Below are 23,836 nucleotides of genomic sequence, written 5' to 3' on the forward strand. Positions count from 1 at the left end.
GGGGCTTAATTATATATCTAAATACTCTGTTCATAAACTCAAGCTATTGTTAAACATCTAACTATTATATTCCCTATACCATAAAAATCATTATTTGTAAAGGACATGGATGTCCTGTTCAGCTCTGTTTAATTGGGTTATAATAGTTTCATCAAATGGAAAAGGAGTTTTAAGATGAAAGACCGTATTGAGTTTATGACTATCCTTATGAAACCTACCCTCTGCCAAGCTAAGCTTTCTTGTCAAAGCCAAACTGAGCGCCAAGAATTGGAGCGTATCAGCCGTCTTCTTCTGGCCAAACTACTTGAAAGGCGAGAACTACTAGAGGATGAATGCGAATTCTATCGCTACTACCAACTAGCTCTAACTCTTTACTTGAAACAAAAAGGAAGTTTCTCTTCTTAACGAGAAGGATTAGGCTAGCTTACAGAAAGTTCGTAGGTTAGTAGATAGCTGAGCAAGTTAGTTAGAAATTACTAGACTAGGGTTTAAAACAATAAAAAAGCTAGTATTTTTTTAGATTTGTGATATAATTTACTATGTAATGGGTTTAGCCCAAAAAAATAATTAGGAGGCCTTAAAATGGCAATCGTTTCAGCTGAAAAATTTGTACAAGCTGCTCGTGATAACGGCTATGCAGTCGGTGGATTTAACACAAACAACCTTGAATGGACTCAAGCTATCTTGCGTGCTGCAGAAGCTAAAAAAGCACCAGTTCTTATTCAAACTTCAATGGGTGCTGCAAAATACATGGGTGGTTACAAACTTTGTAAAGCGCTTATCGAAAACTTGGTAGAATCAATGGGTATTACTGTACCAGTTGCTATTCACCTTGACCACGGTCATTATGAAGATGTTCTTGAATGTATCGAAGTTGGCTACACTTCAGTAATGTTTGATGGTTCACATCTTCCAATTGAAGAAAACCTTGAAAAAGCACGTGTTGTTGTTGAAAAAGCACATGCAAAAGGTATCTCAGTTGAAGCCGAAGTAGGAACTATCGGTGGTGAAGAAGATGGTATCGTAGGTGATGGTGAATTGGCACCAATCGAAGATGCTAAAGCAATGGTTGAAACAGGTATTGACTTCTTGGCTGCAGGTATCGGTAACATCCACGGTCCTTACCCAGAAAACTGGAGTGGTCTTCACCTTGATCACCTTGAAAAGATTACTGCTGCTATCCCAGGAACTCCTATCGTTCTTCACGGTGGTTCAGGTATCCCTGATGATCAAATCCAAGAAGCTATTAAACTTGGTGTTGCTAAAGTAAATGTGAACACTGAGTGTCAAATTGCTTTTGCAAACGCTACTCGTCAATTCGTTCGTGAATATGATGCTAATGAAGCTGAATACGACAAGAAAAAACTCTTTGATCCACGTAAATTCTTGAAACCTGGTTTTGAGGCTATTACAGCAGCGGTTGAAGAACGTATTGATGTATTTGGTTCAGCTAACAAAGCTTAATCACTAAAAAAGACTTGCTTTAGCAAGTCTTTTTTTTATGTGAAAAGATAGTTGGGAGCCTTTTAGACGAAAAACATGGAAAAATAGGTTGCATTATCTATAAAAAGATAGTATAATAGACAGGTATGTGGTGCTAGCACATCCGTAATAAAATAAATGGAAGGGAATCAATTATGGCTAAAGTTTGTTATTTTACAGGTCGTAAAACTGTATCTGGAAACAACCGTTCACATGCGATGAACAAAACAAAACGTAGCGTTAAACCAAACCTTCAAAAAGTGACTGTACTTATTGACGGTAAACCAAAAAAAGTTTGGGCTTCAGCTCGTGCACTTAAATCAGGTAAAGTTGAACGCGTTTAATTGAGTCGAGAGCCCATTTGGGGCTCTTTTCATTTATAAGAACCTAAAGCTCTCGTTAATTTTTTTACAAGAGTCTCAAACTGTGGTAGAATAAAGTGATAGAAACTTTTTGAGGTAAAAAATATGACTGTAAAAATCAATACAAAAGATGGTCAAATCGAGCTATCTGATGATGTTATTGCAACAGTTGTTGGTGGTGCAGCAACAGAGATTTTTGGTGTTGTAGGCATGGCTAGCAAAAGTGCTTTTAAAGATAATTTTCAAGCCCTCTTACGTCGTGAAAACTTTGCTAAGGGTGTTGTGGTTAAATCAACAGATGCAGGGATTACAGTAGATGTTTATACTGTAATGAGCTATGGTGTCAAAATTAGTGAAGTATCTAAAAATATTCAGGAGCGTGTCAAGTTTAATTTAGAAAACCAATTAGGTTTGAGTGTTGAGACAGTGACTGTTTATGTTCAAAATATTAAAGTTGTAGGAGAAGGTTAGTGTCAAATATTACAACAAGTTTATTCCAAGAAATGGTGCAATCTGGAAGTACCCGTCTTGGAAAACAAGCAGAGTATGTGAATTCGCTTAATGTTTTTCCAGTACCAGATGGTGATACGGGAACTAACATGAGTATGACTATGGAAAATGGAGCTAAAGAAGTGTCTGATAAGCCTGCTGTGACAGTGGGGGAAGTCGGTCAGATTTTGGCGAAAGGTCTATTGATGGGTGCTCGTGGAAATTCTGGTGTCATTACGTCTCAACTTTTCCGTGGATTTGCTCAAAGCATCAAAGATAAAGAAGAGTTAGATGGGGAAGCTTTAGCGCATGCTTTTCAGGCGGGTGTTGAAGTGGCTTATAAGGCCGTGATGAAGCCTGTTGAGGGAACGATTCTTACGGTGTCACGTGGTGCGGCTACTGCTGCTTTAAAAAAGGCTGATGAGACAAGTGATGCTATTGAAGTTATGCGTGCAGCTTTAGACGGTGCTAAGGGTGCTCTTGCTAAAACGCCAGAAATGTTGCCAGTTCTTAAAGAAGTAGGTGTTGTGGACTCTGGAGGTCAAGGACTGGTATTTATCTATGAAGGGTTTTTAGCTGCCCTTACAGGTGAGTATATCGCATCTGAAGAGTTTCAGGCTACACCAGCAACGATGACTGAGATGATCAATGCAGAACATCATAAATCAGTAGCAGGTCATGTAGCAACAGAGGACATTACCTATGGTTACTGTACAGAGATTATGGTTGGCTTAAAGCAAGGACCGACATATGTCAAAGAATTTAACTATGAAGAGTTTCAAGGTTACTTGAGTAATTTGGGTGATTCACTGTTGGTGGTTAATGATGATGAAATTGTTAAGGTCCATGTTCATACTGAAGATCCAGGACTTGTCATCCAAGAAGGCCTCAAATACGGTGCTCTTGTAAAAGTCAAAGTGGACAATATGCGTAATCAGCACGAAGCTCAAGTACAAAAAGAAGCAGAAGACATTCCTGAGGAAAAAGAGTGTGCTATTATTGCTGTTGTGGCAGGAGACGGTCTAGCTGATATTTTCAAAGCGCAAGGTGCTGATTATATCATCTCAGGTGGACAGACGATGAACCCATCAACAGAGGATATTGTCAAAGCTGTTGAATCTGTTAATGCAAAATCTGTTATTATTCTTCCAAATAATAAAAACATTTTCATGGCGGCTCAAAGTGCAGCTGAGGTGGTTGAGGTACCAGCAGTTGTTATTGAAACAAAGACAATTCCGCAAGGTCTGACTTCTTTGTTGGCTTATGATATGACGAGACCACTAGAAGAAAATCAAGAAGCTATGACCGCTAGCTTATTAGATGTCAAAAGTGGAAGTATTACTTTAGCTGTACGCGATACTACCATTGATGGACTTGAGATTCATGAAAATGATAATCTCGGTATGGTTGATGGTAAGATTGTTGTTTCTAATCCTGATATCGAGTATGTTCTTAATACAACATTGGCACAGATGATTGATGAAGATAGCGAAATTGTTACTATTTTTGTTGGAGAAGATGGTGATAATGATCTTGCTGAAGACTTGGCAGCTAATCTTGAAGAAAAATATGAAGATATTGAAGTGGAAATCCACCAAGGTAGCCAACCAGTATATCCATATTTGATGAGTGTTGAATAGTATAAAATACAGTTATCCCATCAGGGATAACTTTTTTTGACCAAAAACAGCGGAATTTTCAGATAATTGTTGACAATTGATTTTAAAATGTTAGTATTTTAAGTAAGTTATTTAGGAATGACGATTGTCTTTTTTGAGAATTTTGGAAAAATTTTCTATAATGACTTGAAATTTTAGGATAAAGTGTTATTATGATAGGTAAGACTTTGAATTTTTAGAAAATTCGAATAAGAAATGGATTAAAGGAGGATCTTGTGGAAAAAATCAAGCTAAAAACAAGTAAGACAGGTTCGCAATTAGTGCTTGAAACCTTGTTTACGCTAGGTGTTGAGACTATCTTTGGTTATCCAGGTGGTGCTGTTTTGCCGCTTTATGATGCTATTTATCAATTTGATAGTATTCGTCACATTTTAGCAAGACATGAACAAGGTGCTCTTCATGAAGCAGAAGGCTATGCTAAATCCACTGGTAAATTAGGTGTTGCGATCGTGACAAGTGGACCAGGGGCTACCAATGCTATTACAGGTATCGCTGATGCTATGAGTGATAGTGTTCCGCTCCTTGTCTTTACTGGGCAGGTAGCTAGAGCAGGTATCGGAAAAGATGCTTTTCAAGAAGCTGATATCATCGGTATTACCATGCCTATCACTAAATATAATTATCAAATTCGTGATGTTCGCGATATTCCTCGTATTATTACAGAGGCGGTACATATTGCGACCACAGGAAGACCAGGACCAGTAGTGATTGATTTACCAAAGGATATTGCAGAGGCTAGAACAGATAGCTATTACGATCCAGAGCTTAATCTTCCGAGTTATCAACCGACACTAGAGCCCAATGGTTTACAGGTTAAAAAGATATTAGAGGAATTGACCATTTCTAAAAGACCTCTCCTTTTAGCGGGAGGTGGTGTCAATTATGCGGATGCTTCGGAGGCATTACGTGCTTTTGCTGAGCGTTATCGTATTCCTGTGGTATCTACTTTACTTGGTCTGGGCGCTATATCGGTAGATCATGAGCTTTCCCTGGGCATGGGAGGGATGCATGGTTCTTACGCGGCTAACATGGCTTTAAGCGAGGCAGATTATATTATCAATATTGGTGCGCGTTTTGATGATCGTCTAACAGGTAAGCCTTCCACTTTTGCTGTCGATGCAAGAGTGGCACATATTGATATTGATCCTGCTGAGATTGGCAAAGTTGTCAAGACGCATATTCCTGTTGTTGGAGATGCCAAGGCTAGCTTAGAGATGCTATTGCAGTTTGATGAAGTGAGGTGTGACCACCAAGCATGGCTAGCGCAAGTTCTTGAGAATAAACAAAGAGCACCATTTAGTTACGAAGACTCTAGTGAAGTGATTAAACCTCAAAAAGTGATTGAGATAATTGGGAAATTGACGAATGGGGACGCTATTGTCGTGACAGATGTTGGTCAGCATCAGATGTGGGCTGCACAGTTTTACCCTTATAAGCATCCACGTCAGTTGGTCACATCTGGGGGTATGGGAACAATGGGATTTGGTATTCCTGCGGCTATTGGGGCTAAATTGGCCAATCCTGATAAGGAAGTCATTCTATTTGTCGGAGATGGTGGCTTTCAGATGACTAATCAAGAACTAGCCATTTTAAATGGTTATGGTGTTCCTATCAAAGTGGTATTGATTAACAATCATTCTCTAGGGATGGTCCGCCAGTGGCAAGAGTCATTTTATGAGGAACGTCGTAGTGAATCAACATTTGATGATGAGCCAAATTTTCAATTGTTGGCTGAGGCTTATGGTATCGACCACTACCAGATAACACATCCAGACAGTCTAGAGCAAGATTTGGAGGTTATTACAAAAGATAGACCACTATTGATTGAGGTGCATATCTCTAATCGTGAACACGTCTATCCAATGGTACCGACAGGTAAGAGTAATCGTGAGATGTTGGGGGTGAGATTTAATGCGTAGGATGTTGACAGCTAAATTGAAAAATTCGACAGGTGTTCTCAATCGCTTTACGGGTGTTCTCTCACGCCGTCAGGTCAATATCGAGTCTATCTCGGTGGGACATACAGACGAGCCTAATATTTCACGTATTACCATTATTATTGATGTGGAGAGTTTGGAGGAGGTTGAGTTGATTATTAAGCAGCTCAATCGTCTGATTGATGTTGTTCGTGTTCGTGATATTACGGATATTCCTCATCTGGAGCGTGAAGTTATTTTAGTTAAATTAGCAGCACCTCCGACCAAGCGGGCAGAAATTTTAGCTATTATTCAGCCTTTTCGTGCCAGCGTTGTTGATGTGGCACCTAAGTCAATCACTATTCAGATGTCAGGTGATGGTGAAAAGATTGAGGCTTTGCTTAGGGTTATTCGTCCCTATGGTATTCGTAATATCGCACGCACTGGCGCTACTGGATTTTCAAGGGATTTTTCCTAAGCGCTATCTTTAAAATCCCCAAATTATCAATAGAAAAGAGACGATTATGGCAGTAAAAATGGAATATGAAAATGATGTAAAAGTAGCAGCACTTGATGGCAAGAAAATCGCTGTCATTGGCTATGGTTCACAAGGTCATGCGCACGCCCAAAATTTGCGTGATTCAGGACAAGACGTTATCATCGGTGTTCGTCCTGGTAAGTCTTTTGACAAAGCTAAAGAAGATGGTTTTGAAACTTACCCAGTAGCTGAAGCGACAAAATTAGCTGATGTTATCATGATTTTAGCACCTGATGAGATTCAAGCGGATTTGTATGCTAATGAAATCGAGCCTAACCTTGAAGCAGGTAATGCTCTTGGTTTTGCACATGGTTTTAACATTCTCTTTGAATATATCAAAGCTCCAAGTGATGTTGATGTCTTTATGTGTGCGCCAAAAGGTCCAGGTCACTTAGTACGTCGTACTTATACAGAAGGTTTTGGTGTACCAGCTCTTTATGCTGTTTACCAAAACCCAACTGGTAATGCTAAAGATATTGCAATGGCATGGTCAAAAGGTGTGGGTTCTGCGCGTGTGGGCTTACTTGAGACAACATTCAAAGAAGAAACAGAAGAAGATCTCTTTGGTGAGCAAGCGGTTCTTTGTGGTGGTTTGACTGCTCTTATCGAAGCTGGATTTGAAGTGTTGACCGAAGCAGGATATGCACCAGAGTTGGCTTATTTTGAAGTGCTTCACGAGATGAAATTGATTGTTGACCTTATCTATGAAGGTGGATTTAAGAAAATGCGTCAATCTATCTCAAATACAGCAGAATTTGGTGATTATGTATCAGGTCCACGTGTTATCACAAGTCAAGTTAAAGAAAATATGAAAGCTGTTTTGGCTGATATTCAATCTGGTAAATTTGCCGATGAGTTTGTGACAGACTATAAAAATGGACGTTCACGTTTGGAAGCGTATCGTAAAGAAGCAGCTGACCTTGAGATTGAAAAAGTGGGCGAGCAATTACGTAAAGCGATGCCATTTGTGGGTCAAAACGACGATGATGCTTTCAAAATCTATAACTAAGTATCTATTGTCTAACAAAAGAGCCTTCAGGCTCTTTTGTTTTAGAGATACTAAATGTTATAAATAGAGACGATTATATATAAAAAGGAAGACAAATGATAACTGCAAAAGACATCAGTAATGCCTATAAGGTATTAGAACCTGTGGTGGAGAAAACGCCGCTTGATTTTGATCGCTATTTATCTCAAAAGTATGGTGCGACCATTTATCTGAAGCGTGAAAATATGCAAAAAGTGCGCTCCTTTAAGTTGCGTGGTGCTTATTATGCTATTTCCCAACTATCTCAAGAGGATAAAGAGCGCGGAGTGGTCTGTGCAAGTGCAGGAAATCACGCTCAAGGAGTGGCTTATACTTGTAATGAGATGAAAATTCCTGCAACTATTTTCATGCCTGTAACAACACCACAGCAAAAGATTGGTCAAGTTCAGTTTTTTGGTGGGCAATATGTGACTATTAAGCTGGTGGGTGATACTTTTGACGCCTCTGCTAAGGCAGCTCAAGAATTTACAAAATCAGAAGCGATGACCTTCATTGATCCTTTTGACGATGATAATGTTCAAGCGGGTCAAGGGACAGTAGCCTATGAGATTTACGAGCAGGCTAGAGAAGAGGGGGTATCTTTTGATGAGATTTTTGTACCTGTCGGTGGAGGTGGTCTTATCGCTGGTGTCTCCACTTATCTTAAAGATGTCTCACCAGAGATAAAGGTCATTGGTGTTGAGGCAAATGGTGCACGTAGCATGAGAGCTGCTTTTGATAAGGGCTATCCTGTAAAATTGGAGGAAATTGATAAATTTGCCGATGGTATTGCTGTTCAAAAAGTAGGTCAGCGCACTTATGAAGTGGCTCGTCGCCATGTGGATCAGTTAATAGGTGTTGATGAAGGCTTGATTTCTGAAACCTTGATTGATATGTATTCGAAGCAAGGGATTATCGCTGAGCCAGCGGGAGCAGCTTCCATTGCAGCACTTGAGGTAATGAAAGACGAGATAAAAGGGAAAACTTTGGTTTGTATCATTTCTGGAGGTAATAATGATATTAACCGTATGCAAGAAATGGAAGAGCGTGCCCTTATCTATGACGGCGTTAAGCACTACTTTGTGGTTAATTTTCCACAGCGTCCAGGTGCCTTGCGTGAATTTGTAAATGATATTTTGGGACCTAATGATGATATTACACGTTTTGAGTATATTAAGCGTGCTAACAAAGGTAAAGGTCCTGTTCTTATTGGGATTACTTTGGGGGATAAGAATGATTATGAGGCTTTAATTACACGCTTATCTGGCTTTGACCCACATTATATCAATCTTCACGGTAATGAAAGTCTTTACAATATGCTCGTATAAGCTATGATTTGCTGGTTTTTTCTTGACAGAGTTAAGTCTAAAGAGTATACTCACAGTAAGCATAGCGCTTACAAAAAGGAATAGGAGAGATTTATGGTTATTGCATTAGTTAGCTTGGCTGTTGGAGTGGTATTTGTGACAATGATACTTATCAGCGCTCTTTATGTTGTCCGTCAGCAGTCGGTTGTGATTATTGAGCGTTTTGGGAAATATCACCGAACAGCTATGAGCGGTATTCATATTAAGTTGCCTTTGGGGATCGATCGTATAGCAGCACAGGTTCAATTGCGTCTCTTACAGAGTGAAATTGTGGTTGAAACCAAGACTAAAGATAATGTTTTTGTGACGTTGAATGTCGCTACTCAGTACCGTGTTAGCGAGGAAAATGTCACAGATGCTTATTATAAATTGATGAAACCAGAAGCACAGATTAAATCTTACATTGAGGATGCGCTTAGATCTTCTGTTCCTAAATTGACTTTAGATGAGTTGTTTGAGAAAAAAGATGAGATAGCACTTGAAGTTCAACATCAAGTAGCTGAAGAAATGTCGACTTATGGTTATATTATCGTTAAGACGTTGATTACTAAAGTAGAGCCAGATGCTGAAGTCAAGCAGTCGATGAATGAAATCAATGCCGCTCAGCGTAAGCGTGTGGCTGCTCAGGAGCTAGCAGAAGCTGACAAGATTAAAATTGTAACGGCTGCAGAGGCTGAGGCGGAAAAAGATCGTTTGCATGGTGTCGGTATTGCACAACAACGTAAAGCAATCGTTGATGGTTTGGCAGATTCTATTCAAGATTTGAAATCCGCAAATGTTCACCTCAGTGAAGAGCAGATTATGTCTATTTTATTGACTAATCAATATCTCGATACCCTAAATACCTTTGCTGATAAGGGTAATCAAGCGATTTTTCTACCTAATAACCCAGATGGGGTTACAGATATTCGTACGCAAGTCTTATCAGCTTTAAAAGTGAACTAAAAAAACTCGTAAACATTGTTTACGAGTTTTCATTTAGTTTTTTTGTGTGACTTTGACAAAGAGTGTACTAATGACAAGTCCTACAAGAGCAAAGGTAATGTAGCCCATATTGTAGTTTCCAAGAGGGACGACACTTGTAAAGAAGTGATTGAGCGATTCTGGTAGTTGGAAAAGCTCGGTTTGAGCAGATAAGGTGCTAAGTGCGTCATAGAGCGCTGGGATAGCTGTTAGAGCTACTGTACTACGATAAACAAGTGTATTTTCTCCAATGACAGGCTTGAGAAATACCAAGAGAATGAGGACGATTGTCAATGGGTAGAGGAGGAAGAGGACAGGTAGTGACCATTTAATCAATTCGCTCAATCCACCGAAATAAAAGAGTGTGGCAATCAAGGTGAAAATAGTTGCCCAAGTCACGTGTGATAGTCTTGGGAATGTCTTGTGGAAGTATTCGGCACAGGCTGTGATGAGACCTGTTGAGGTGGTAACACAGGCAAGGAAGATAGCCATGGCTAAGATAGCTTGTCCGATATTACCCATATAATATGAAGAAGCTTGACTGAGGACATTTCCGCCATCAATAGGTAGGTTATTTAACTGGAAGCTTCCATCAGCAAAGCTAAAGAGTGATTGAGAAGTGGCACCGATACGTGCAACAAAGACATAGATAGCGGCTAGCAAAACAGCTGCGATTACGCCTGATTTAAGAGTGAGTTGTGCAATTTCTTTTGGTGAGTTAGCTCCGTAGTGTTTGGCAGCATTGACGACTAAAACAGCAAAAGCAAGAGCAGCAAGGGCGTCCATTGTTCCATATCCTTGGATTAGTCCAGCGACAAAGGGAAGGTCTTTAAAACTATCGCTAACAGCAGCACTGGCATTATAAGCTTGGCCTAAATCACCTGCTGGAGAGATAAAAGAAGCGATGATAAGGATAAGAAGAATCAAAAGCAGTGTCGGTGTGAGGTACTTTCCGATACGGTCTGCAATTTTGCTAGGACGAATGGCTAAAATATAAGATAGCCCAAAGAAAAAGAGACCATAGATAACTTTAATAGCAAGGCTATTACCAAAAATAGGAGCAATGCCGACAGAGTAAGATGTCGCACCTGTACGGGGGATAGCAAAGAAAGGTCCTATAGAGAGGTAGAGTGCAATAGCAAAGAAGCGCGCATAGCCCTTAGAAGCTGGTGCTGCTAAGGTTTCGACGTCATTTTTACCAGAGTAAGCAACAGCAACAACCCCTAGAAGTGGTAGTGTCACTCCCGTAATGATGAAGCCTAGGACAGACTGCCATATATTAGCACCAGAGTAGATACCAAGGAGGGCAGGGTAGATAAGATTGGCTGCTCCGAAAAAGAGAGCAAAGAGCATGAGCCCAACAATCCAATAAGTTGATTTTTGACGCATATGGTCCTCCAAATTGTATATATTTGACTATAATTGTTTGACAATTCATTATAGCAAGTTTAAGATAAGCTTGTCAATAAACTTGGCTGAGAAAAAAACCATGATAGCCTTAGAGCTATCATGGTTTCGCATTAGCCCAAGAAACGTTGTAAAAATTCTTTAGTTCGCTCTTCTTGGGGATTTTCAAAGATTTGCTGTGGTGTACCTTCTTCAGCGATAAGTCCCTTGTCCATGAAAATGACACGGTCAGAGACATCCCTAGCAAATTCCATTTCGTGAGTCACGATAATCATGGTCAAGCCTGATTTGGCTAGTTCTTGCATCGTTTTTAAGACTTCACCGACCATCTCAGGGTCAAGAGCTGAGGTTGGCTCATCAAAGAGCATAGCTTCTGGATTGACAGACAGTGCGCGAGCGATAGCGACACGTTGTTTTTGCCCACCAGAGAGCTGTTTTGGTTTAGCTTTCCAATACTGCTCGGTCATACCAACCGTGTTGAGATTTTGTTTAGCGATTTCTTCGGCTTCAGAACGGCTACGCTTGAGCACAGTTGTCTGAGCAACGATAGCATTTTCAAGGACATTGAGGTTTTCAAAAAGGTTAAATGATTGAAATACCATGCCGAGCTTTTCACGGTAAGTCGTCAGATCATAGCCTTTTTCAAGCACATTGGTTCCATGATAGAGGATTTCGCCGTCTGTTGGAATCTCAAGGAGATTGATAGAACGTAAAAAGGTTGATTTACCAGAACCAGAAGAGCCGATAATGGAGATGACTTCTCCTTTGTTGACAGACAGAGAGATGTCTTTTAACACTTCGTTGTTACCAAAGGATTTTTTTAAATGCTTAATTTCTAAAATCGTATCAGTCATTAGTTATTTCCTCCGATAGTGGTGTAGCTGTCTTGGTCAAAGCGCTTTTCAATGTAGCGTAGGATACGTGTCACAGTAAATGTCAAGATAAAGTAGATGACAGCAATGATAAAGAAGGTTTGGAAATATTGGTAAGTCTGCGTAGCGACGGTATTTCCAGCAAAGTAAAGCTCTACTACAGAGATAACATTTAGGACAGAGGTGTCTTTGATATTGATGACAAATTCATTTCCTGTTGCAGGAAGGATATTGCGAATGACTTGTGGTAAGACGACTTTTCGCATGGTCTGAGCATGTGTAAATCCAAGTGCAGTAGCAGCTTCAAATTGCCCCTTATCAACAGCAAAAATACCACCACGCACAATCTCACTCATGTAGGCTCCCGTGTTGATGGAGACGATAAAGAGGGCAGCTAAGGTACGATCAATAGAAATACCAAAAGCCTGTGCAGTTCCGTAGTAGATGACCATAGCTTGTACAATCATCGGTGTCCCACGGAAAATCTCGATATAGACATTTAACAACCAGCCAAAAGCTTTTTGTAAAAAGGCAAGCACTTTGTTAGAGACGATTGGTGCTGTACGATAGACTCCGATCAAAAGACCGATAATAAGACCTACAATAGTCCCTACAATAGAAATCAGTAGGGTAATCCCTGTTCCACGTAAAAATTGTTGCCAGTTTTCCTTGAAGATTGTAAGCACTTGGCTGATAAAAGAAGCGTCTTTGTCGTCATTAGCCACAACAGGCTGAATGGTAATCATCTCATCCATAAGGTCGTCTTGCTGTGTTTTTGAAATACCAGCTAAAACTTTATTGACTTCAGTGATACGGCTGTCGTCTTTTCTAAGACCAACAGCGATGTTCGTATCTGATTCGGCAGTGCTAAAGCCATCTGTCAAATTGATCATTTTAAGATTTGGGTTGGCGTTTTGAGCTGAGATAGCGTCAGGGCGCTCAGAGACATAGGCATCTACGACACCAGACAAGACCGCTTGACGGAGTTGGTTGAAGTCTCCCATAGCGACTTCTTTGTTGGCGCCGTTGATTTGGTCGATGAGGTTGTAGAGATAAACACCTTGTTGGGCAGTGATTTTAGCGCCTGAAAAATCAGCTAGACTACTAGCGTTAGCATAGTTTCCATTAGCATTCACCACTAAGGTTGGTTTAGAAATATAATAGGCATCTGAAAAAGCAATTTCTTTTCGACGCTCTTCTGTCGGGCTCATCCCTGCCACAATCATATCAATCTTTCCTGAAGTGAGCGCAGGTACAAGCCCCTCCCATTTGGTTTTGACGATTAAGAGTTTTTGATTAAGCCCTTCGGCGATTTTTTTAGCGATTTGCACATCATAGCCATTAGCGTATTGATTGGTGCCTTCAATTTTCACAGCGCCATTACTGTCATCGTTTTGTGTCCAGTTAAACGGCGCATAAGCTGCTTCCATCCCTATACGTAAGTATTCATCAGCTTGGGCTGTGGATACTCCAGCAAAGAGTAGAAAAAGAGCAGCTGTAATACTTATAAAAAGTTTTTTCATTACATACTCCTGAAAAATAATATACCCTACCTATTTTATAAAAAAAAGCCTTAAAAGGCAATATGATTGTTCTTTTTGATAGGAAGTGAGCTATTTTTGGATGTCTTTTTTTGTGTTGGATTTGTCAGTGGTGATAAAGAGTTGTTATCGTTATGATAGAGATTTTCTATTAGGTTTTAGGGCAAAAACGTGGTATGATAAAAAAGTAAATTATGTATGGGAGGATAATCCTTATGAAAATAAAGAAATTATTGGGAATCGCTGGGCTGGCTGTAGTAGCTAGCGCTGTTTTAGTGGCTTGTGGCTCTAAGACAAGCTCATCAGATGGTAAAGAAGAAGTTAACTTTGCAACAGTCGGCACTACAAAACCGTTTTCTTATGAAAAAGATGGCAAATTAACAGGCTATGATGTCGAAGTGGCAAAGGCTGTCTTTAAAGATTCGGACAAGTATAAGGTCAATTTTGAAAAAATTGAATGGTCATCACTCTTTACAGGTATTGACGCAGGAAAGTATCAAATGGGTGGAAACAATATCAGCTTTTCAAAGGAACGTGCGTCTAAATACCTCTTTTCAACTCCGATTGGCTCAACACCATCTGTGCTAGTGGTACCAAAGGATAGCGACATTACCTCTTATGACGACATTTCAGGACACTCGACTCAGGTCGTCCAAGGGACCTCAACAGCTACACAACTTGAAAACTATAATAAAGAGCACAGCAGCAATCCAGTAGATATCAACTATACTGAAGAAAATATCAACCAGATGTTAGCTAATGTCAATAGTGGTAAATTTGATTTTAAGATTTTTGATGCCCCATCGGTTAACACTATCATCAAAGACCAAGGGTTGGATAATGTAAAGACTATCGATTTACCATCAGATGAGAAGCCGTTTATTTACTTTATCTTTGGCTCTGACCAAGAAGACTTGCAAGACTTTGTCAATAAACGCTTGAAAGAGCTTGAAAAAGATGGCACATTGGCTAAATTATCTGAAGAGTACCTTGGTGGTAATTACGCTCCAAGTGCTGATGAAATGAAGATTCCATCGGCTGACTAATCTCCAAAAAAGACGTGTAAGACGTCTTTTTTTAGTGTCTGAAAGATAGCTTATAGTTGTAAGCTATAACTAACCCTCTATTTTTAACAATTGGAAAAATACCGAGGGATATGGGATAATAAGACCATATCAAAAAAGAAAAGAGAAAAGCTATGACATTTAAGAAAGTATTAACAGGATTTGCTCTTGCGACAGTAGCCGTTTTAGGATTGGCAGCATGTTCGTCCAATAAAAGTGCCTCATCAGATGATAGTAAGACAGTCAAAGTTGGAGTTGTTAATATGTCAGATACTGAAAGGGCACGCTGGGATAAGATTAAAGAGTTGGTTGGTGATAAAGCTAATATCGAGTTTACAGAGTTTACCGACTATAGTCAACCTAATGAAGCCTTAGCCAATAAAGAAATTGATATCAATGCGTTCCAGCATTATAATTTCCTTGAAAATTGGAATAAAGAAAATAATCAAGACCTTGTCGCTATTGCAGACACTTATCTAGCGCCTATCCGTCTTTACTCAACTAAAGTGAAAAAAGTGAGCGAGCTTAAAGATGGTGCGACAATCGCTATTCCAAATGACCCATCAAATGGTAGTCGTGCTCTTTATGTTCTTCAAGCAGCAGGGCTTATTAAGCTAGATGTGTCTGGTAAAGAGATTGCCACAGTAGCTAATATCAAGGAAAACACAAAGAATATTAAAATCGAAGAGCTAGATGCTAGCCAAACACCACGTTCACTAGCTGATGTTGATGCCGCTATCATCAATAATACTTACTTAGAGCAAGCTAACTTGACCACAGATGATGCGATCTTTGTTGAGGAAAAAGATGATAATTCACAACAATGGATTAACGTTATTGCAGCTCGTAAAGATTGGGAAAAGCAAGCCAACGTAGATGCTATCAAAGCTATCGTTGATGCTTATCACACAGATGATGTGAAAAAAGTTATTAAAGATACCTCATCAGATATCCCACAATGGTAATTCCTTTTGGGATAGAGGGTTGTTGACTAAAAGTATGGGTAAAGGAGTTGAGACAAGGGTTTCAACTTCTTTACTGATTGAGGAGACATTATGCCATTTTCAACTGAAAAGGAACAAATCGCAAAATTTGAAACAGATGAAATTGTCCAGCATTATTTTGAAGTATTACGAACGCTAATTGCTAAAAAGTCTATTTTTTCGCAAAATATAGGTTTACGAGAAACCGCAGCTTATTTGGGGGAAGTATTCACAGCAGCTGGTGCTCATGTGACCATCGATGATAGTTATAAGGCGCCATTTATCATTGCGGAGTTTAAGGCAAGTCGTCCTAATGCTAAGACTATTATTATCTATAATCATTATGATACAGTGCCAGCAGACAGCCAGCAAAGCTGGTCAACGGATCCGTTTACCTTGAGTGTTCACTATGGTCTGATGTATGGTCGTGGGGTTAATGATGATAAAGGTAATATTACAGCTCGTCTTTCTGCCGTTAAAAAGTACATGAAAAAGCATGATAATCAACTTCCTGTTAATATTATCTTTATCATGGAAGGTGCAGAAGAGTCGGCTTCGACTAACCTAGCGGATTATTTGGCTAAGTATAAAAAGCGCTTAGCGGGTGCTGACTTGCTGATTTGGGAAGATGGTAGTAAAAATATCAATGACCAGCTTGAAATTTCAGGAGGTAATAAAGGGATCGTCACCTTTAATCTCAAAGTCGTCTCAGCTGATGCTGATATTCATTCTTCTTTTGGAGGGGTTATTGACTCAGCTGCCTGGTATTTGATCAATGCTTTAGCAAGTCTTAGAGATAGTCAGGGTAGGTTGTTAGTAGAAGGCATTTATGACAAAGTTATACCACCAAATGCGCGTGAGTTAGAATTGGTGGAGCGCTATGCCAATAGGACAGCTAACAGCCTAAAGCAAATCTACGGTTTGACCTTGCCGACTTTAAAGAGCGAGCGTCGTGAGTTGCTTTACCGTTTGTTTTTTGAGCCCTCTCTTAATATTGAAGGCATAGAGTCAGGCTATCAGGGTGAAGGTGTAAAGCCTATCCTGCCTGCTTCAGCTAGTTGCAAGGCTGAGGTGCGTTTGGTACCTAGTTTGACACCAGAAGGGGTCTTAGAGGCGATTCGTAACCATTTAGATAGATCAGGCTTTGAGGCTGTGGAGATAGAATATACTCTGGGAGAGATGAGTTATCGTAGCGATTTATCGGATGATGCAGTGTTAAATGTGATTTCATTGGCAGAGACATTTTATGAAAAGGGGGTGTCAGTTCTTCCGACCTCTCCTGGCACAGGACCTATGCACACTGTTTATCAGGCACTTGGTGCTCCCATGCTAGCTTTTGGTATCGGAAATGCTAATAGTCATGACCATGGTGGCGATGAAAATGTTAGCATAGCTGATTATTATACACATATCGAATTAGTGGAGGCTTTGATAGAATCTTATGAGTAAGAATATAATGATAGATTTAAACCATATCGATGTGACTTTCCGTCAAAAAAAACGCACTATTGAGGCAGTTAAAGACGTGAGTTTGCAGATTAACAAGGGGGACATTTACGGTATCGTAGGTTATTCGGGAGCTGGAAAATCAACACTTGTGCGTGTTGTCAACCTCTTGCAAGTACCAAGTAAGGGTAAGATTAGTATTGACGGAGACATTATCTATGAGGATAAGGTGACTCTAAGCAGTAGTCAATTACGTCAAAAAAGACGTGATATTGGGATGATTTTCCAACATTTTAATTTGATGAGTCAATTAACAGCAGAGCAAAATGTTGCCTTTGCGCTCAAACATTCGGGTTTATCTAAGCAAGAAAAAGCAGAAAAAGTAGCTAAGCTCCTAGACTTGGTTGGTTTGTCAGATCGCGCTCAAAATTACCCTTCACAACTCTCAGGAGGTCAAAAACAACGTGTGGCTATTGCACGAGCGCTAGCAAATGACCCTAAGATTTTGATTTCAGATGAGTCAACATCAGCACTAGACCCTAAGACGACCAAGCAAATTTTAGCCCTTCTACAAGAGTTAAACCGAAAATTAGGTTTGACCATTGTCCTTATCACGCATGAGATGCAGATTGTCAAAGATATTGCTAATCGTGTGGCTGTTATGCAAAATGGGCACTTGATAGAAGAAGGGTCTGTTCTGGATATCTTCACTAATCCTAGAGAAGACTTGACTAAAGATTTCATCAAAACGGCTACGGGTATTGATGAGGCGCTGGAGAAGATTTACCAACAGCCATTGATTAAAGACTTGCCAGACGATTCACGATTGGTCTTGCTCAAATACGCAGGGCATAGTACAGATGAGCCGCTTTTAAATAGTATTTATAAGCGCTTTGGTATTACAACTAACATCCTTTATGGTAATATCGAGATTTTAGACAATGTACCTGTCGGTGAAATGGTTGTCGTCTTATCAGGCGATGAGAAAAATCTGGATGAGGCTTTTAAAGCGATTGCTGCAACGGAAGTTGCCCTAACTGTATTGAAAGAAGGTGACAAGGCATGACAGAATGGATACAAACATATCTCCCAAATGTATATCAAATGGGCTGGACAGGAAGTTACGGTTGGTTGACAGCTATCAATCAGACGCTTTATATGACTTTTTGGTCTTTTCTTATCGGTGGTTTTATGGGTTTGGTAGCGGGCTTGTTCCTCGTTTTGATGGGGCCTCGTGGGGTCATTGCCAACAGCCTTGCTTTTAACATCCTTGATAAGATTGTCTCGGTTTTTAGAGCCTTGCCATTTATTATTTTACTTGCCTTTATTGCACCTGTGACACGTGCGATTATAGGAACAACCTTAGGTTCACAAGCTGCGCTAGTTCCGTTATCTTTGGCAGTTTTCCCATTCTTTGCTCGACAAGTACAAGTCGTTTTAGCAGAGCTTGATGGAGGTGTTATAGAAGCAGCACAAGCTTCTGGTGCGACACTTTGGGATATTATTCTGGTTTATCTCGGCGAAGGCTTGCCTGATTTGATTCGGGTGTCAACAGTAACCTTGATTTCGCTAGTCGGTGAAACAGCCATGGCTGGTGCCATTGGTGCAGGTGGTCTAGGGTCTGTTGCCATTACGAAAGGGTACAACTACTCACGAGACGACATTACTTTAGTGGCAACTATTTTAATCTTAGTTTTAATTTTTATCATTCAATTTTTAGGGGATTTTTTGACCAAAAAACTCAGTCATAAATAATGGTATGCTTATAGTCAGTAAAGGGTTACTTCATTTTTCAGCCTTATGGTTTAAAAATGAAGTAACCTTTTTTGCAATCAACTATGCTCAGATAACCTCAAAGTGAAAAAGAAATAGACATTTTAGCTGGTTTGACGACTTTTAGTGGATATGCTATGATAAAGACAATGAATTAGTTAGGAGACACTATGAAACGCCTCATTAAAACTTGGAATCGCACCAGCTTAATCAAACGAATTGCTATGGGTGTGGTTGTCGGTATGTTACTAGGCTTACTTTTGCCTAAAGTAGCTGTTATCGGTTTATTGGGAGAGTTGTTTGTAGGAGGGCTAAAAGCAGTTGCCCCTCTTTTGGTTTTTACCTTGGTAGCTAGCGCTCTTTCAAAGCATGAGTCTGGGCAAAAAAGCAATATGTCCACGGTCATTTTTTTGTATTTATTAGGGACGTTTGCAGCGGCCTTAGTAGCTGTTTTAGTCAACTATCTCTTCCCCTTGACCTTAGTATTGACACAAACCACACAAACAGAACTTTCTGCTCCTCAAGGGGTTGCTGAAGTTTTTCAAGATTTGTTATTAAAGGTTGTTGATAATCCTGTCAATGCCCTAGCAACGGCTAATTATATCAGTGTTTTAGCCTGGGCTGTGGTCTTTGGGCTAGCCATGCGAACAGCTAGTCAACATACCAAAGACCTGATGCAAACGATGGCAGAAGTGACTTCAAAAGTGGTCAGCTGGATTATCAATTTAGCGCCTTTTGGCATCTTAGGCTTAGTGTTTACGACCATTTCTGAAAACGGTATTGGGATTTTGAGCAAGTATGGTTTGTTGATTGTGACATTGATTGCTACGATGCTTTTTGTCGCTTTGGTCGTCAACCCTATCATTGCTTTTATCATGACACGTCAAAATCCCTACCCTTTGGTGTTTCGTTGTTTGAAAGAATCAGGAGTTACAGCTTTCTTTACACGTAGTTCGGCTGCGAATATCCCTGTCAATCTAAAGCTCTGTCAAGATCTAGGGCTTGACCCTGATACTTATACAGTATCTATTCCTCTAGGGGCCACTATCAATATGGCTGGAGCGGCTATTACTATAAATGTATTGACGCTTGCTGCTGTCAATACACTAGGTATCACTGTTGATTTTCCAACAGCACTTTTACTTAGCATTGTCGCAGCTGTATCAGCTTGTGGAGCATCGGGTGTGGCAGGTGGCTCGCTGCTTCTCATTCCTGTGGCGTGCAGTCTTTTTGGAATTTCAAATGATCTTGCCATGCAAGTCGTAGGGGTTGGTTTTATCATTGGAGTTGTCCAAGATTCCTGTGAAACGGCTCTTAATTCATCAACAGATGTGCTCTTTACAGCTATTGCAGAGCAATCTGTCTGGGGTAAGAAAAAAACGGTTAAATAATAGAACTTATTAAAAGCCTTGACCATTTGGTCAAGGCTTTTTAGTTTATTTAAAATAACCTAGGTAGTCAAATTTTTCAAAGGTATCGTTATTAGAAATAGCAACGATGATATCCCCTTCTTGAAGTGGTTGTTGTAGAGCTAGGTCAGTATGGAGCTTGTCCGTTTTTGAGTGACGTAGGCCGATGAGGTTGAGATTGTACTGACGTCTGACATCTAGCTCGACAATGGTTTTTCCTATCCAGTCTTTAGGGACGCTAAATTCAATGACTTTGATGTCTGATTCGATTTCAAAAACATCTGTAATGCGTTGGCGTAGGAGTTGTGAGGCCAGACTGCTACCAGACTCACGCTCAGGTGAGATGACTAAGTCAGCGCCAATTTCATAAAGTACTTCTTGGTAAGTTGTATTTCGTGCTTTGGCGATAATTTTAGGGACACCTAGTTTTTTACAGTGCATAACGGCTAAAACAGAAGCCTCTAAGCTATTACCAGTCGCAATCACGACACAATCACAATCAGCAATGCCGATGTGTTTTAAAAAATCAAGGTCTGCAATGTCGCCAATGGCAGCCTTGGTAGCATATTCTGAGACAGCTTGGACATTGTCTTTAGATTTGTCACAAGCAATGACTTCTTGATCAAATTTACTGAGGTCATAGGCGACGGTTTGTCCAAAAATACCAAGACCTAGTACACCGATAATCTTATGTTTCATAAAAAAGTCCTCTTTCATTAGATTCTAACCTAGGATGATGTCAGTTTCAGCATAAGTAATGTCTTTTTGTTGATTTTGTAAAAGAGCCATAATGACTGTGATAGGACCGACACGTCCAATAAACATGAGCGCTATGATGACGAGCTGTCCAGCTGTTGAGAGCTGAGTTGTTAAGTTCATAGAGACACCGACGGTGGCAAGAGCACTTGTCGCTTCAAAAAAGAGTGCAAAGGGATCAAGCTGAGGTTCTACCTCAAGTAGGCAGAGATAGCCAATAATGAGCACGCTAAAGAAGAAGACAAGGACACTCAAGGTCTGTCTGATGACCCTTCTGGGAATCCCTTTAAAGCGATAAGTGACCTGCGTCTGACCACGAATTTCAGATTTGATGAGGAGAAATAAGACTGCTAAAACAGTGACTTTTAGACCTCCAGCGGTCCCTCCAGGGCTTCCTCCGATAAACATCTGTAGGATATAGATGAGTCCTGTAGAGTGTTCGGTTGTGGTGTAGTCGATAGTTGAAAAACCAGCTGTACGCATGGTGACGCTTTGAAAAAAGCTGACCAAACCTTGTCCCCAGAAGGGCAGTTTTTCGATGGTTTCTGGATTACTTGCCTCAAGAAGCCATGTGAGAGCAGTTCCTGTAACCAGTAAAAAAGCAGTAGCGCTTAAGACGATACGTGTGTGGTTACTAAGCCTTTTGGTGAAGGCTTTTAGGCGTTTGGGCTTGCTTTTTAGAAAGTGTTTGCTGGCTTGATAGAGGTCTTGCCAAACCATAAAGCCAAGGCCTCCAGAAATGATTAAAAAGGCGATGACGAGGTTGACGAGAGGATTGAGTTTAAAATCCTGTAGACTACTTGAGCCTAGATTATCAAAGCCAGCATTACAAAAGGCAGAGATGGCTAGGAATATACTATTAAAGATACCATTAGCTACGCCATAGCGAGGAATAAAATCAATGGCTAATAAAAGTGCACAGACTCCCTCAAGAAGCAGGGTCACACGGTAGATCGTAAAGAGATAGCTCTTTAAGTTATCAGCGCTATTATAGGTAATGGCACTTTGTAAGAGGTCTTGGCCTTTGACAGACAGTTTACGCTTTAGGATAAAGTAAGAGATAGAAATCAAGGTGACTAAGCCCAGACCTCCGATTTGCATGAGTATCATGGAGATGACTTGTCCAAATCCGTTATAGACATCAGCTACGGGAAAGACGGAAAGCCCAGTCACACAGACCATTGAGACCGCCGTAAAGAGATGATCGAGATAGCTTGTCTCTGGCGCATTAGCATAGTGCATGATAGGTAGTGACAAGACTAGGCTACCGATAAGGATGACGATTAAAAAGCTGATACTAAGGCGTTTGGTGACAGATAAACGCTCTAAGTGATGAAATAACAGCATAACTAACCTCGCTTATAGTGGTTTTTTAGCTGGCAAACCAGCACGTCTAGGGTATTTATTTGGGGTTTCCTTTTTCTTTTCAATCACTGTGAGATTGCGCATATCTCCATTTGGTAGGTGGTAATCATAGCTCTCAATGACTTTTGAAAAAAGGAGATTAAGAGCTTGTTTGGCATCTTTTAGCTCATCATCGGCTGCTGCGGCTTTTAAGGCGATGAGTTGGCCGTTGACTTTTAAAAAGGGGATGGTCAACTCTGAGAGGACTTGCATACGAGCAACGGCGCGTGCTGTCACGATATCAAACTGTCCACGAAAGGCTTTGTCTTGTCCAAAATCCTCAGCGCGACCATGGTAAAAAGCGACCTGATTAAGCTGAAGGTCTTTAGCGACTTGATTGAGAAAACTAATGCGTTTATTAAGCGAGTCAATGATGGTGACTTGAAGATTTGGAAAGATAATCTTCATAGGAAGACTCGGAAAACCAGCACCAGCTCCAATATCAAGTAATCGCAAGTCATCATTTTGGATAGTCCCATGTAAAATAGGAGCGATAGAGTCATAAAAGTGTTTTAGATAAACGTCATTTTTGCCTGTGATAGCCGTTAAGTTAATGTTTTGATTCCAGTCAATCAGTAGCTCAAAATAGTGCTCAAATTGCTCTTTTTGAGTGTCAGAAAGCACGATAGAGTGCTTGCTTAAGGCAATGTAAAATTCTTCAGGTGTCATAGTGTCTCCTTATCCATTACTGGCTAATATTTTACCACAAATGTTCGTGAAAGGTGTCTTTATCTTGTGTTTTGTTTAAAAATTGTTATAATGTAATCAAATAGAAGATGGAGGAAAATAATATGATGTGGATTCTAGTCGGTGTTCTGGTTGTTATTGTCTTATGGTTGGTCTTTAGCTACAATAGCTTGGTCACTAATCGCATGCGTACACAAGAGGCTTGGAGTCAGATTGATGTCCAACTCAAACGCCGTAATGACCTTATTCCCAATTTGATTGAGACAGTTAAAGGCTACTCAAAATACGAAGGAAGTACCTTAGAAAAAATTGCAGAATTGCGTGCCCAAGTCGCTAAAGCACAAAATCCAACAGAGGCTATGGCAGCAAGTAATGAGCTTAGTCGTCAGATGAGTGGTTTTTTTGCAGTAGCTGAAAATTACCCTGACCTTAAAGCCAATGCGAGCTTTGTGAAATTACAAGATGAGCTAACCAACACGGAAAATAAAATTTCTTACTCACGCCAACTCTACAATACAACCACTGCTAATTACAATGTTAAGTTGGAGACATTTCCGTCTAATATCGTTGGCAAACTATTTGGCTTTAAAGCAAGTGCCTTTTTAGAGATTCCTGAAGAAGAAAAGGCTGTGCCAAAAGTATCCTTTGATTTTTAAGTTGGCATCTAAATC

Annotated in this window: 23 protein-coding genes; 17 read left to right on the top strand and 6 right to left on the bottom strand. The window is 40.2% G+C overall.

Translation table 11 applies throughout. The annotated features are described in order from the left end of the window. Positions 1-174 precede the first annotated feature (174 nt). The 10 genes from ACLN19_RS00005 (at position 175) to ACLN19_RS00050 (ending at position 9,805) form a co-directional block, all read left to right on the top strand. A complete protein-coding gene (locus tag ACLN19_RS00005) occupies positions 175-405 on the top strand; it encodes a hypothetical protein (RefSeq protein WP_413381587.1) in 231 nt (76 codons plus the stop codon). A 177-nt stretch (positions 406-582) separates the two neighbouring features. Next, on the top strand, positions 583-1,464 hold the full coding sequence (locus tag ACLN19_RS00010) for a class II fructose-bisphosphate aldolase (RefSeq protein ID WP_413381590.1): 882 nt from the start codon (positions 583-585) through the stop codon (positions 1,462-1,464). 173 nt (positions 1,465-1,637) lie between these two features. Continuing rightward, on the top strand, positions 1,638-1,826 hold the full coding sequence (gene rpmB, locus ACLN19_RS00015; protein WP_115270836.1) for a 50S ribosomal protein L28: 189 nt from the start codon (positions 1,638-1,640) through the stop codon (positions 1,824-1,826). Positions 1,827-1,949: 123 nt separating this feature from the next. Next, a complete protein-coding gene (locus ACLN19_RS00020) occupies positions 1,950-2,315 on the top strand; it encodes an Asp23/Gls24 family envelope stress response protein (protein ID WP_413381593.1) in 366 nt (121 codons plus the stop codon). Beyond that, entirely contained in the window at positions 2,315-3,973 is a 1,659-nt protein-coding gene (locus ACLN19_RS00025) for a DAK2 domain-containing protein (RefSeq protein WP_413381596.1), read from the top strand. Before ACLN19_RS00020 ends, ACLN19_RS00025 begins: the two co-directional genes overlap by 1 nt. A 254-nt stretch (positions 3,974-4,227) precedes the next feature. Further along, positions 4,228-5,931: an acetolactate synthase large subunit gene (locus tag ACLN19_RS00030; RefSeq protein ID WP_413381599.1), complete on the top strand. Its 1,704-nt coding sequence runs from the start codon at positions 4,228-4,230 to the stop codon at positions 5,929-5,931. Further along, positions 5,924-6,406 (top strand): acetolactate synthase small subunit, encoded by a 483-nt coding sequence (ilvN, locus tag ACLN19_RS00035; RefSeq protein WP_413381602.1) that lies wholly within the window; start codon positions 5,924-5,926, stop codon positions 6,404-6,406. The genes ACLN19_RS00030 and ilvN overlap by 8 nt, the downstream gene beginning before the upstream one ends. A gap of 46 nt (positions 6,407-6,452) precedes the next feature. Next, the gene (ilvC, locus tag ACLN19_RS00040; RefSeq protein WP_413381605.1) at positions 6,453-7,475 is read left to right on the top strand and encodes a ketol-acid reductoisomerase; all 1,023 of its coding nucleotides are present in this window, start codon (positions 6,453-6,455) and stop codon (positions 7,473-7,475) included. Between the two features lie 95 nt (positions 7,476-7,570). Further along, positions 7,571-8,821: a threonine ammonia-lyase IlvA gene (ilvA, locus tag ACLN19_RS00045; RefSeq protein ID WP_413381608.1), complete on the top strand. Its 1,251-nt coding sequence runs from the start codon at positions 7,571-7,573 to the stop codon at positions 8,819-8,821. 93 nt (positions 8,822-8,914) lie between these two features. Continuing rightward, positions 8,915-9,805 (top strand): SPFH domain-containing protein, encoded by an 891-nt coding sequence (locus tag ACLN19_RS00050; protein ID WP_413381611.1) that lies wholly within the window; start codon positions 8,915-8,917, stop codon positions 9,803-9,805. Between the two features lie 33 nt (positions 9,806-9,838). Here the strand turns inward: ACLN19_RS00050 and brnQ are convergent, their stop codons facing one another. From brnQ to ACLN19_RS00065, 3 genes are all read right to left on the bottom strand, one after another. Continuing rightward, positions 9,839-11,212: a branched-chain amino acid transport system II carrier protein gene (gene brnQ / locus ACLN19_RS00055; RefSeq protein WP_413381613.1), complete on the bottom strand. Its 1,374-nt coding sequence runs from the start codon at positions 11,210-11,212 to the stop codon at positions 9,839-9,841. Between the two features lie 131 nt (positions 11,213-11,343). After that, positions 11,344-12,084, bottom strand: coding sequence for an amino acid ABC transporter ATP-binding protein (locus ACLN19_RS00060; RefSeq protein ID WP_413381615.1), 741 nt, complete (start codon positions 12,082-12,084; stop codon positions 11,344-11,346). Further along, entirely contained in the window at positions 12,084-13,625 is a 1,542-nt protein-coding gene (locus ACLN19_RS00065) for an ABC transporter substrate-binding protein/permease (RefSeq protein WP_413381618.1), read from the bottom strand. The genes ACLN19_RS00060 and ACLN19_RS00065 overlap by 1 nt, the downstream gene beginning before the upstream one ends. 233 nt (positions 13,626-13,858) lie before the next feature. Here ACLN19_RS00065 and ACLN19_RS00070 point away from each other — a divergent pair, with 233 nt between their 5' ends. The 6 genes from ACLN19_RS00070 (at position 13,859) to sstT (ending at position 20,300) form a co-directional block, all read left to right on the top strand. Further along, complete coding sequence (locus ACLN19_RS00070; RefSeq protein ID WP_413381621.1) at positions 13,859-14,689, top strand: amino acid ABC transporter substrate-binding protein; 831 nt, start codon at positions 13,859-13,861, stop codon at positions 14,687-14,689. A gap of 152 nt (positions 14,690-14,841) precedes the next feature. Next, positions 14,842-15,672 carry a MetQ/NlpA family ABC transporter substrate-binding protein gene (locus tag ACLN19_RS00075; RefSeq protein ID WP_413381624.1) on the top strand — a complete coding sequence of 277 codons (831 nt, stop codon included), beginning with the start codon at positions 14,842-14,844 and terminating at the stop codon, positions 15,670-15,672. A 90-nt stretch (positions 15,673-15,762) separates the two neighbouring features. Continuing rightward, entirely contained in the window at positions 15,763-17,139 is a 1,377-nt protein-coding gene (locus ACLN19_RS00080) for a M20/M25/M40 family metallo-hydrolase (RefSeq protein WP_413381627.1), read from the top strand. Further along, on the top strand, positions 17,132-18,202 hold the full coding sequence (locus ACLN19_RS00085; protein WP_413381630.1) for a methionine ABC transporter ATP-binding protein: 1,071 nt from the start codon (positions 17,132-17,134) through the stop codon (positions 18,200-18,202). The genes ACLN19_RS00080 and ACLN19_RS00085 overlap by 8 nt, the downstream gene beginning before the upstream one ends. Then, a complete protein-coding gene (locus ACLN19_RS00090; protein ID WP_413381633.1) occupies positions 18,199-18,891 on the top strand; it encodes a methionine ABC transporter permease in 693 nt (230 codons plus the stop codon). The genes ACLN19_RS00085 and ACLN19_RS00090 overlap by 4 nt, the downstream gene beginning before the upstream one ends. A 188-nt stretch (positions 18,892-19,079) precedes the next feature. Further along, on the top strand, positions 19,080-20,300 hold the full coding sequence (gene sstT, locus ACLN19_RS00095) for a serine/threonine transporter SstT (protein ID WP_413381636.1): 1,221 nt from the start codon (positions 19,080-19,082) through the stop codon (positions 20,298-20,300). 45 nt (positions 20,301-20,345) lie between these two features. Here the strand turns inward: sstT and ACLN19_RS00100 are convergent, their stop codons facing one another. From ACLN19_RS00100 to rsmG, 3 genes are read right to left on the bottom strand one after another with little or no spacing between them, the layout of a single operon-like run. Beyond that, positions 20,346-21,017, bottom strand: a complete 672-nt coding sequence (locus tag ACLN19_RS00100; protein WP_413381639.1) for a potassium channel family protein — start codon at positions 21,015-21,017, stop codon at positions 20,346-20,348. A 24-nt stretch (positions 21,018-21,041) separates the two neighbouring features. After that, positions 21,042-22,421 (bottom strand): TrkH family potassium uptake protein, encoded by a 1,380-nt coding sequence (locus ACLN19_RS00105; RefSeq protein ID WP_413381643.1) that lies wholly within the window; start codon positions 22,419-22,421, stop codon positions 21,042-21,044. Between the two features lie 12 nt (positions 22,422-22,433). After that, positions 22,434-23,147 carry a 16S rRNA (guanine(527)-N(7))-methyltransferase RsmG gene (rsmG, locus tag ACLN19_RS00110; protein ID WP_413381646.1) on the bottom strand — a complete coding sequence of 238 codons (714 nt, stop codon included), beginning with the start codon at positions 23,145-23,147 and terminating at the stop codon, positions 22,434-22,436. 122 nt (positions 23,148-23,269) lie between these two features. On the opposite strand from rsmG, the gene ACLN19_RS00115 reads away from it, so the two are divergent. Continuing rightward, positions 23,270-23,821 carry a LemA family protein gene (locus ACLN19_RS00115; protein WP_413381649.1) on the top strand — a complete coding sequence of 184 codons (552 nt, stop codon included), beginning with the start codon at positions 23,270-23,272 and terminating at the stop codon, positions 23,819-23,821. Positions 23,822-23,836 lie beyond the last annotated feature (15 nt).

Origin of the sequence: Streptococcus lishijunsis, assembly GCF_047290665.1 — a bacterium.
GTDB lineage: Bacteria > Bacillota > Bacilli > Lactobacillales > Streptococcaceae > Streptococcus.

Coding starts and splice junctions, on each gene's coding strand:
- ilvC (WP_413381605.1), top strand. CDS start 6,453: ATGGCAGTAAAAATGGAATATGAAAATGATGTAAAAGTAGCAGCACTT.
- ACLN19_RS00005 (WP_413381587.1), top strand. CDS start 175: ATGAAAGACCGTATTGAGTTTATGACTATCCTTATGAAACCTACCCTC.
- ACLN19_RS00065 (WP_413381618.1), bottom strand. CDS start 13,625: ATGAAAAAACTTTTTATAAGTATTACAGCTGCTCTTTTTCTACTCTTT.
- brnQ (WP_413381613.1), bottom strand. CDS start 11,212: ATGCGTCAAAAATCAACTTATTGGATTGTTGGGCTCATGCTCTTTGCT.
- sstT (WP_413381636.1), top strand. CDS start 19,080: ATGAAACGCCTCATTAAAACTTGGAATCGCACCAGCTTAATCAAACGA.
- ACLN19_RS00085 (WP_413381630.1), top strand. CDS start 17,132: ATGAGTAAGAATATAATGATAGATTTAAACCATATCGATGTGACTTTC.
- ACLN19_RS00090 (WP_413381633.1), top strand. CDS start 18,199: ATGACAGAATGGATACAAACATATCTCCCAAATGTATATCAAATGGGC.
- ACLN19_RS00080 (WP_413381627.1), top strand. CDS start 15,763: ATGCCATTTTCAACTGAAAAGGAACAAATCGCAAAATTTGAAACAGAT.
- ACLN19_RS00020 (WP_413381593.1), top strand. CDS start 1,950: ATGACTGTAAAAATCAATACAAAAGATGGTCAAATCGAGCTATCTGAT.
- ACLN19_RS00075 (WP_413381624.1), top strand. CDS start 14,842: ATGACATTTAAGAAAGTATTAACAGGATTTGCTCTTGCGACAGTAGCC.
- ACLN19_RS00115 (WP_413381649.1), top strand. CDS start 23,270: ATGATGTGGATTCTAGTCGGTGTTCTGGTTGTTATTGTCTTATGGTTG.
- ACLN19_RS00105 (WP_413381643.1), bottom strand. CDS start 22,421: ATGCTGTTATTTCATCACTTAGAGCGTTTATCTGTCACCAAACGCCTT.
- ACLN19_RS00060 (WP_413381615.1), bottom strand. CDS start 12,084: ATGACTGATACGATTTTAGAAATTAAGCATTTAAAAAAATCCTTTGGT.
- ilvA (WP_413381608.1), top strand. CDS start 7,571: ATGATAACTGCAAAAGACATCAGTAATGCCTATAAGGTATTAGAACCT.
- ACLN19_RS00100 (WP_413381639.1), bottom strand. CDS start 21,017: ATGAAACATAAGATTATCGGTGTACTAGGTCTTGGTATTTTTGGACAA.
- ilvN (WP_413381602.1), top strand. CDS start 5,924: ATGCGTAGGATGTTGACAGCTAAATTGAAAAATTCGACAGGTGTTCTC.
- ACLN19_RS00010 (WP_413381590.1), top strand. CDS start 583: ATGGCAATCGTTTCAGCTGAAAAATTTGTACAAGCTGCTCGTGATAAC.
- ACLN19_RS00070 (WP_413381621.1), top strand. CDS start 13,859: ATGAAAATAAAGAAATTATTGGGAATCGCTGGGCTGGCTGTAGTAGCT.
- ACLN19_RS00050 (WP_413381611.1), top strand. CDS start 8,915: ATGGTTATTGCATTAGTTAGCTTGGCTGTTGGAGTGGTATTTGTGACA.
- rsmG (WP_413381646.1), bottom strand. CDS start 23,147: ATGACACCTGAAGAATTTTACATTGCCTTAAGCAAGCACTCTATCGTG.
- rpmB (WP_115270836.1), top strand. CDS start 1,638: ATGGCTAAAGTTTGTTATTTTACAGGTCGTAAAACTGTATCTGGAAAC.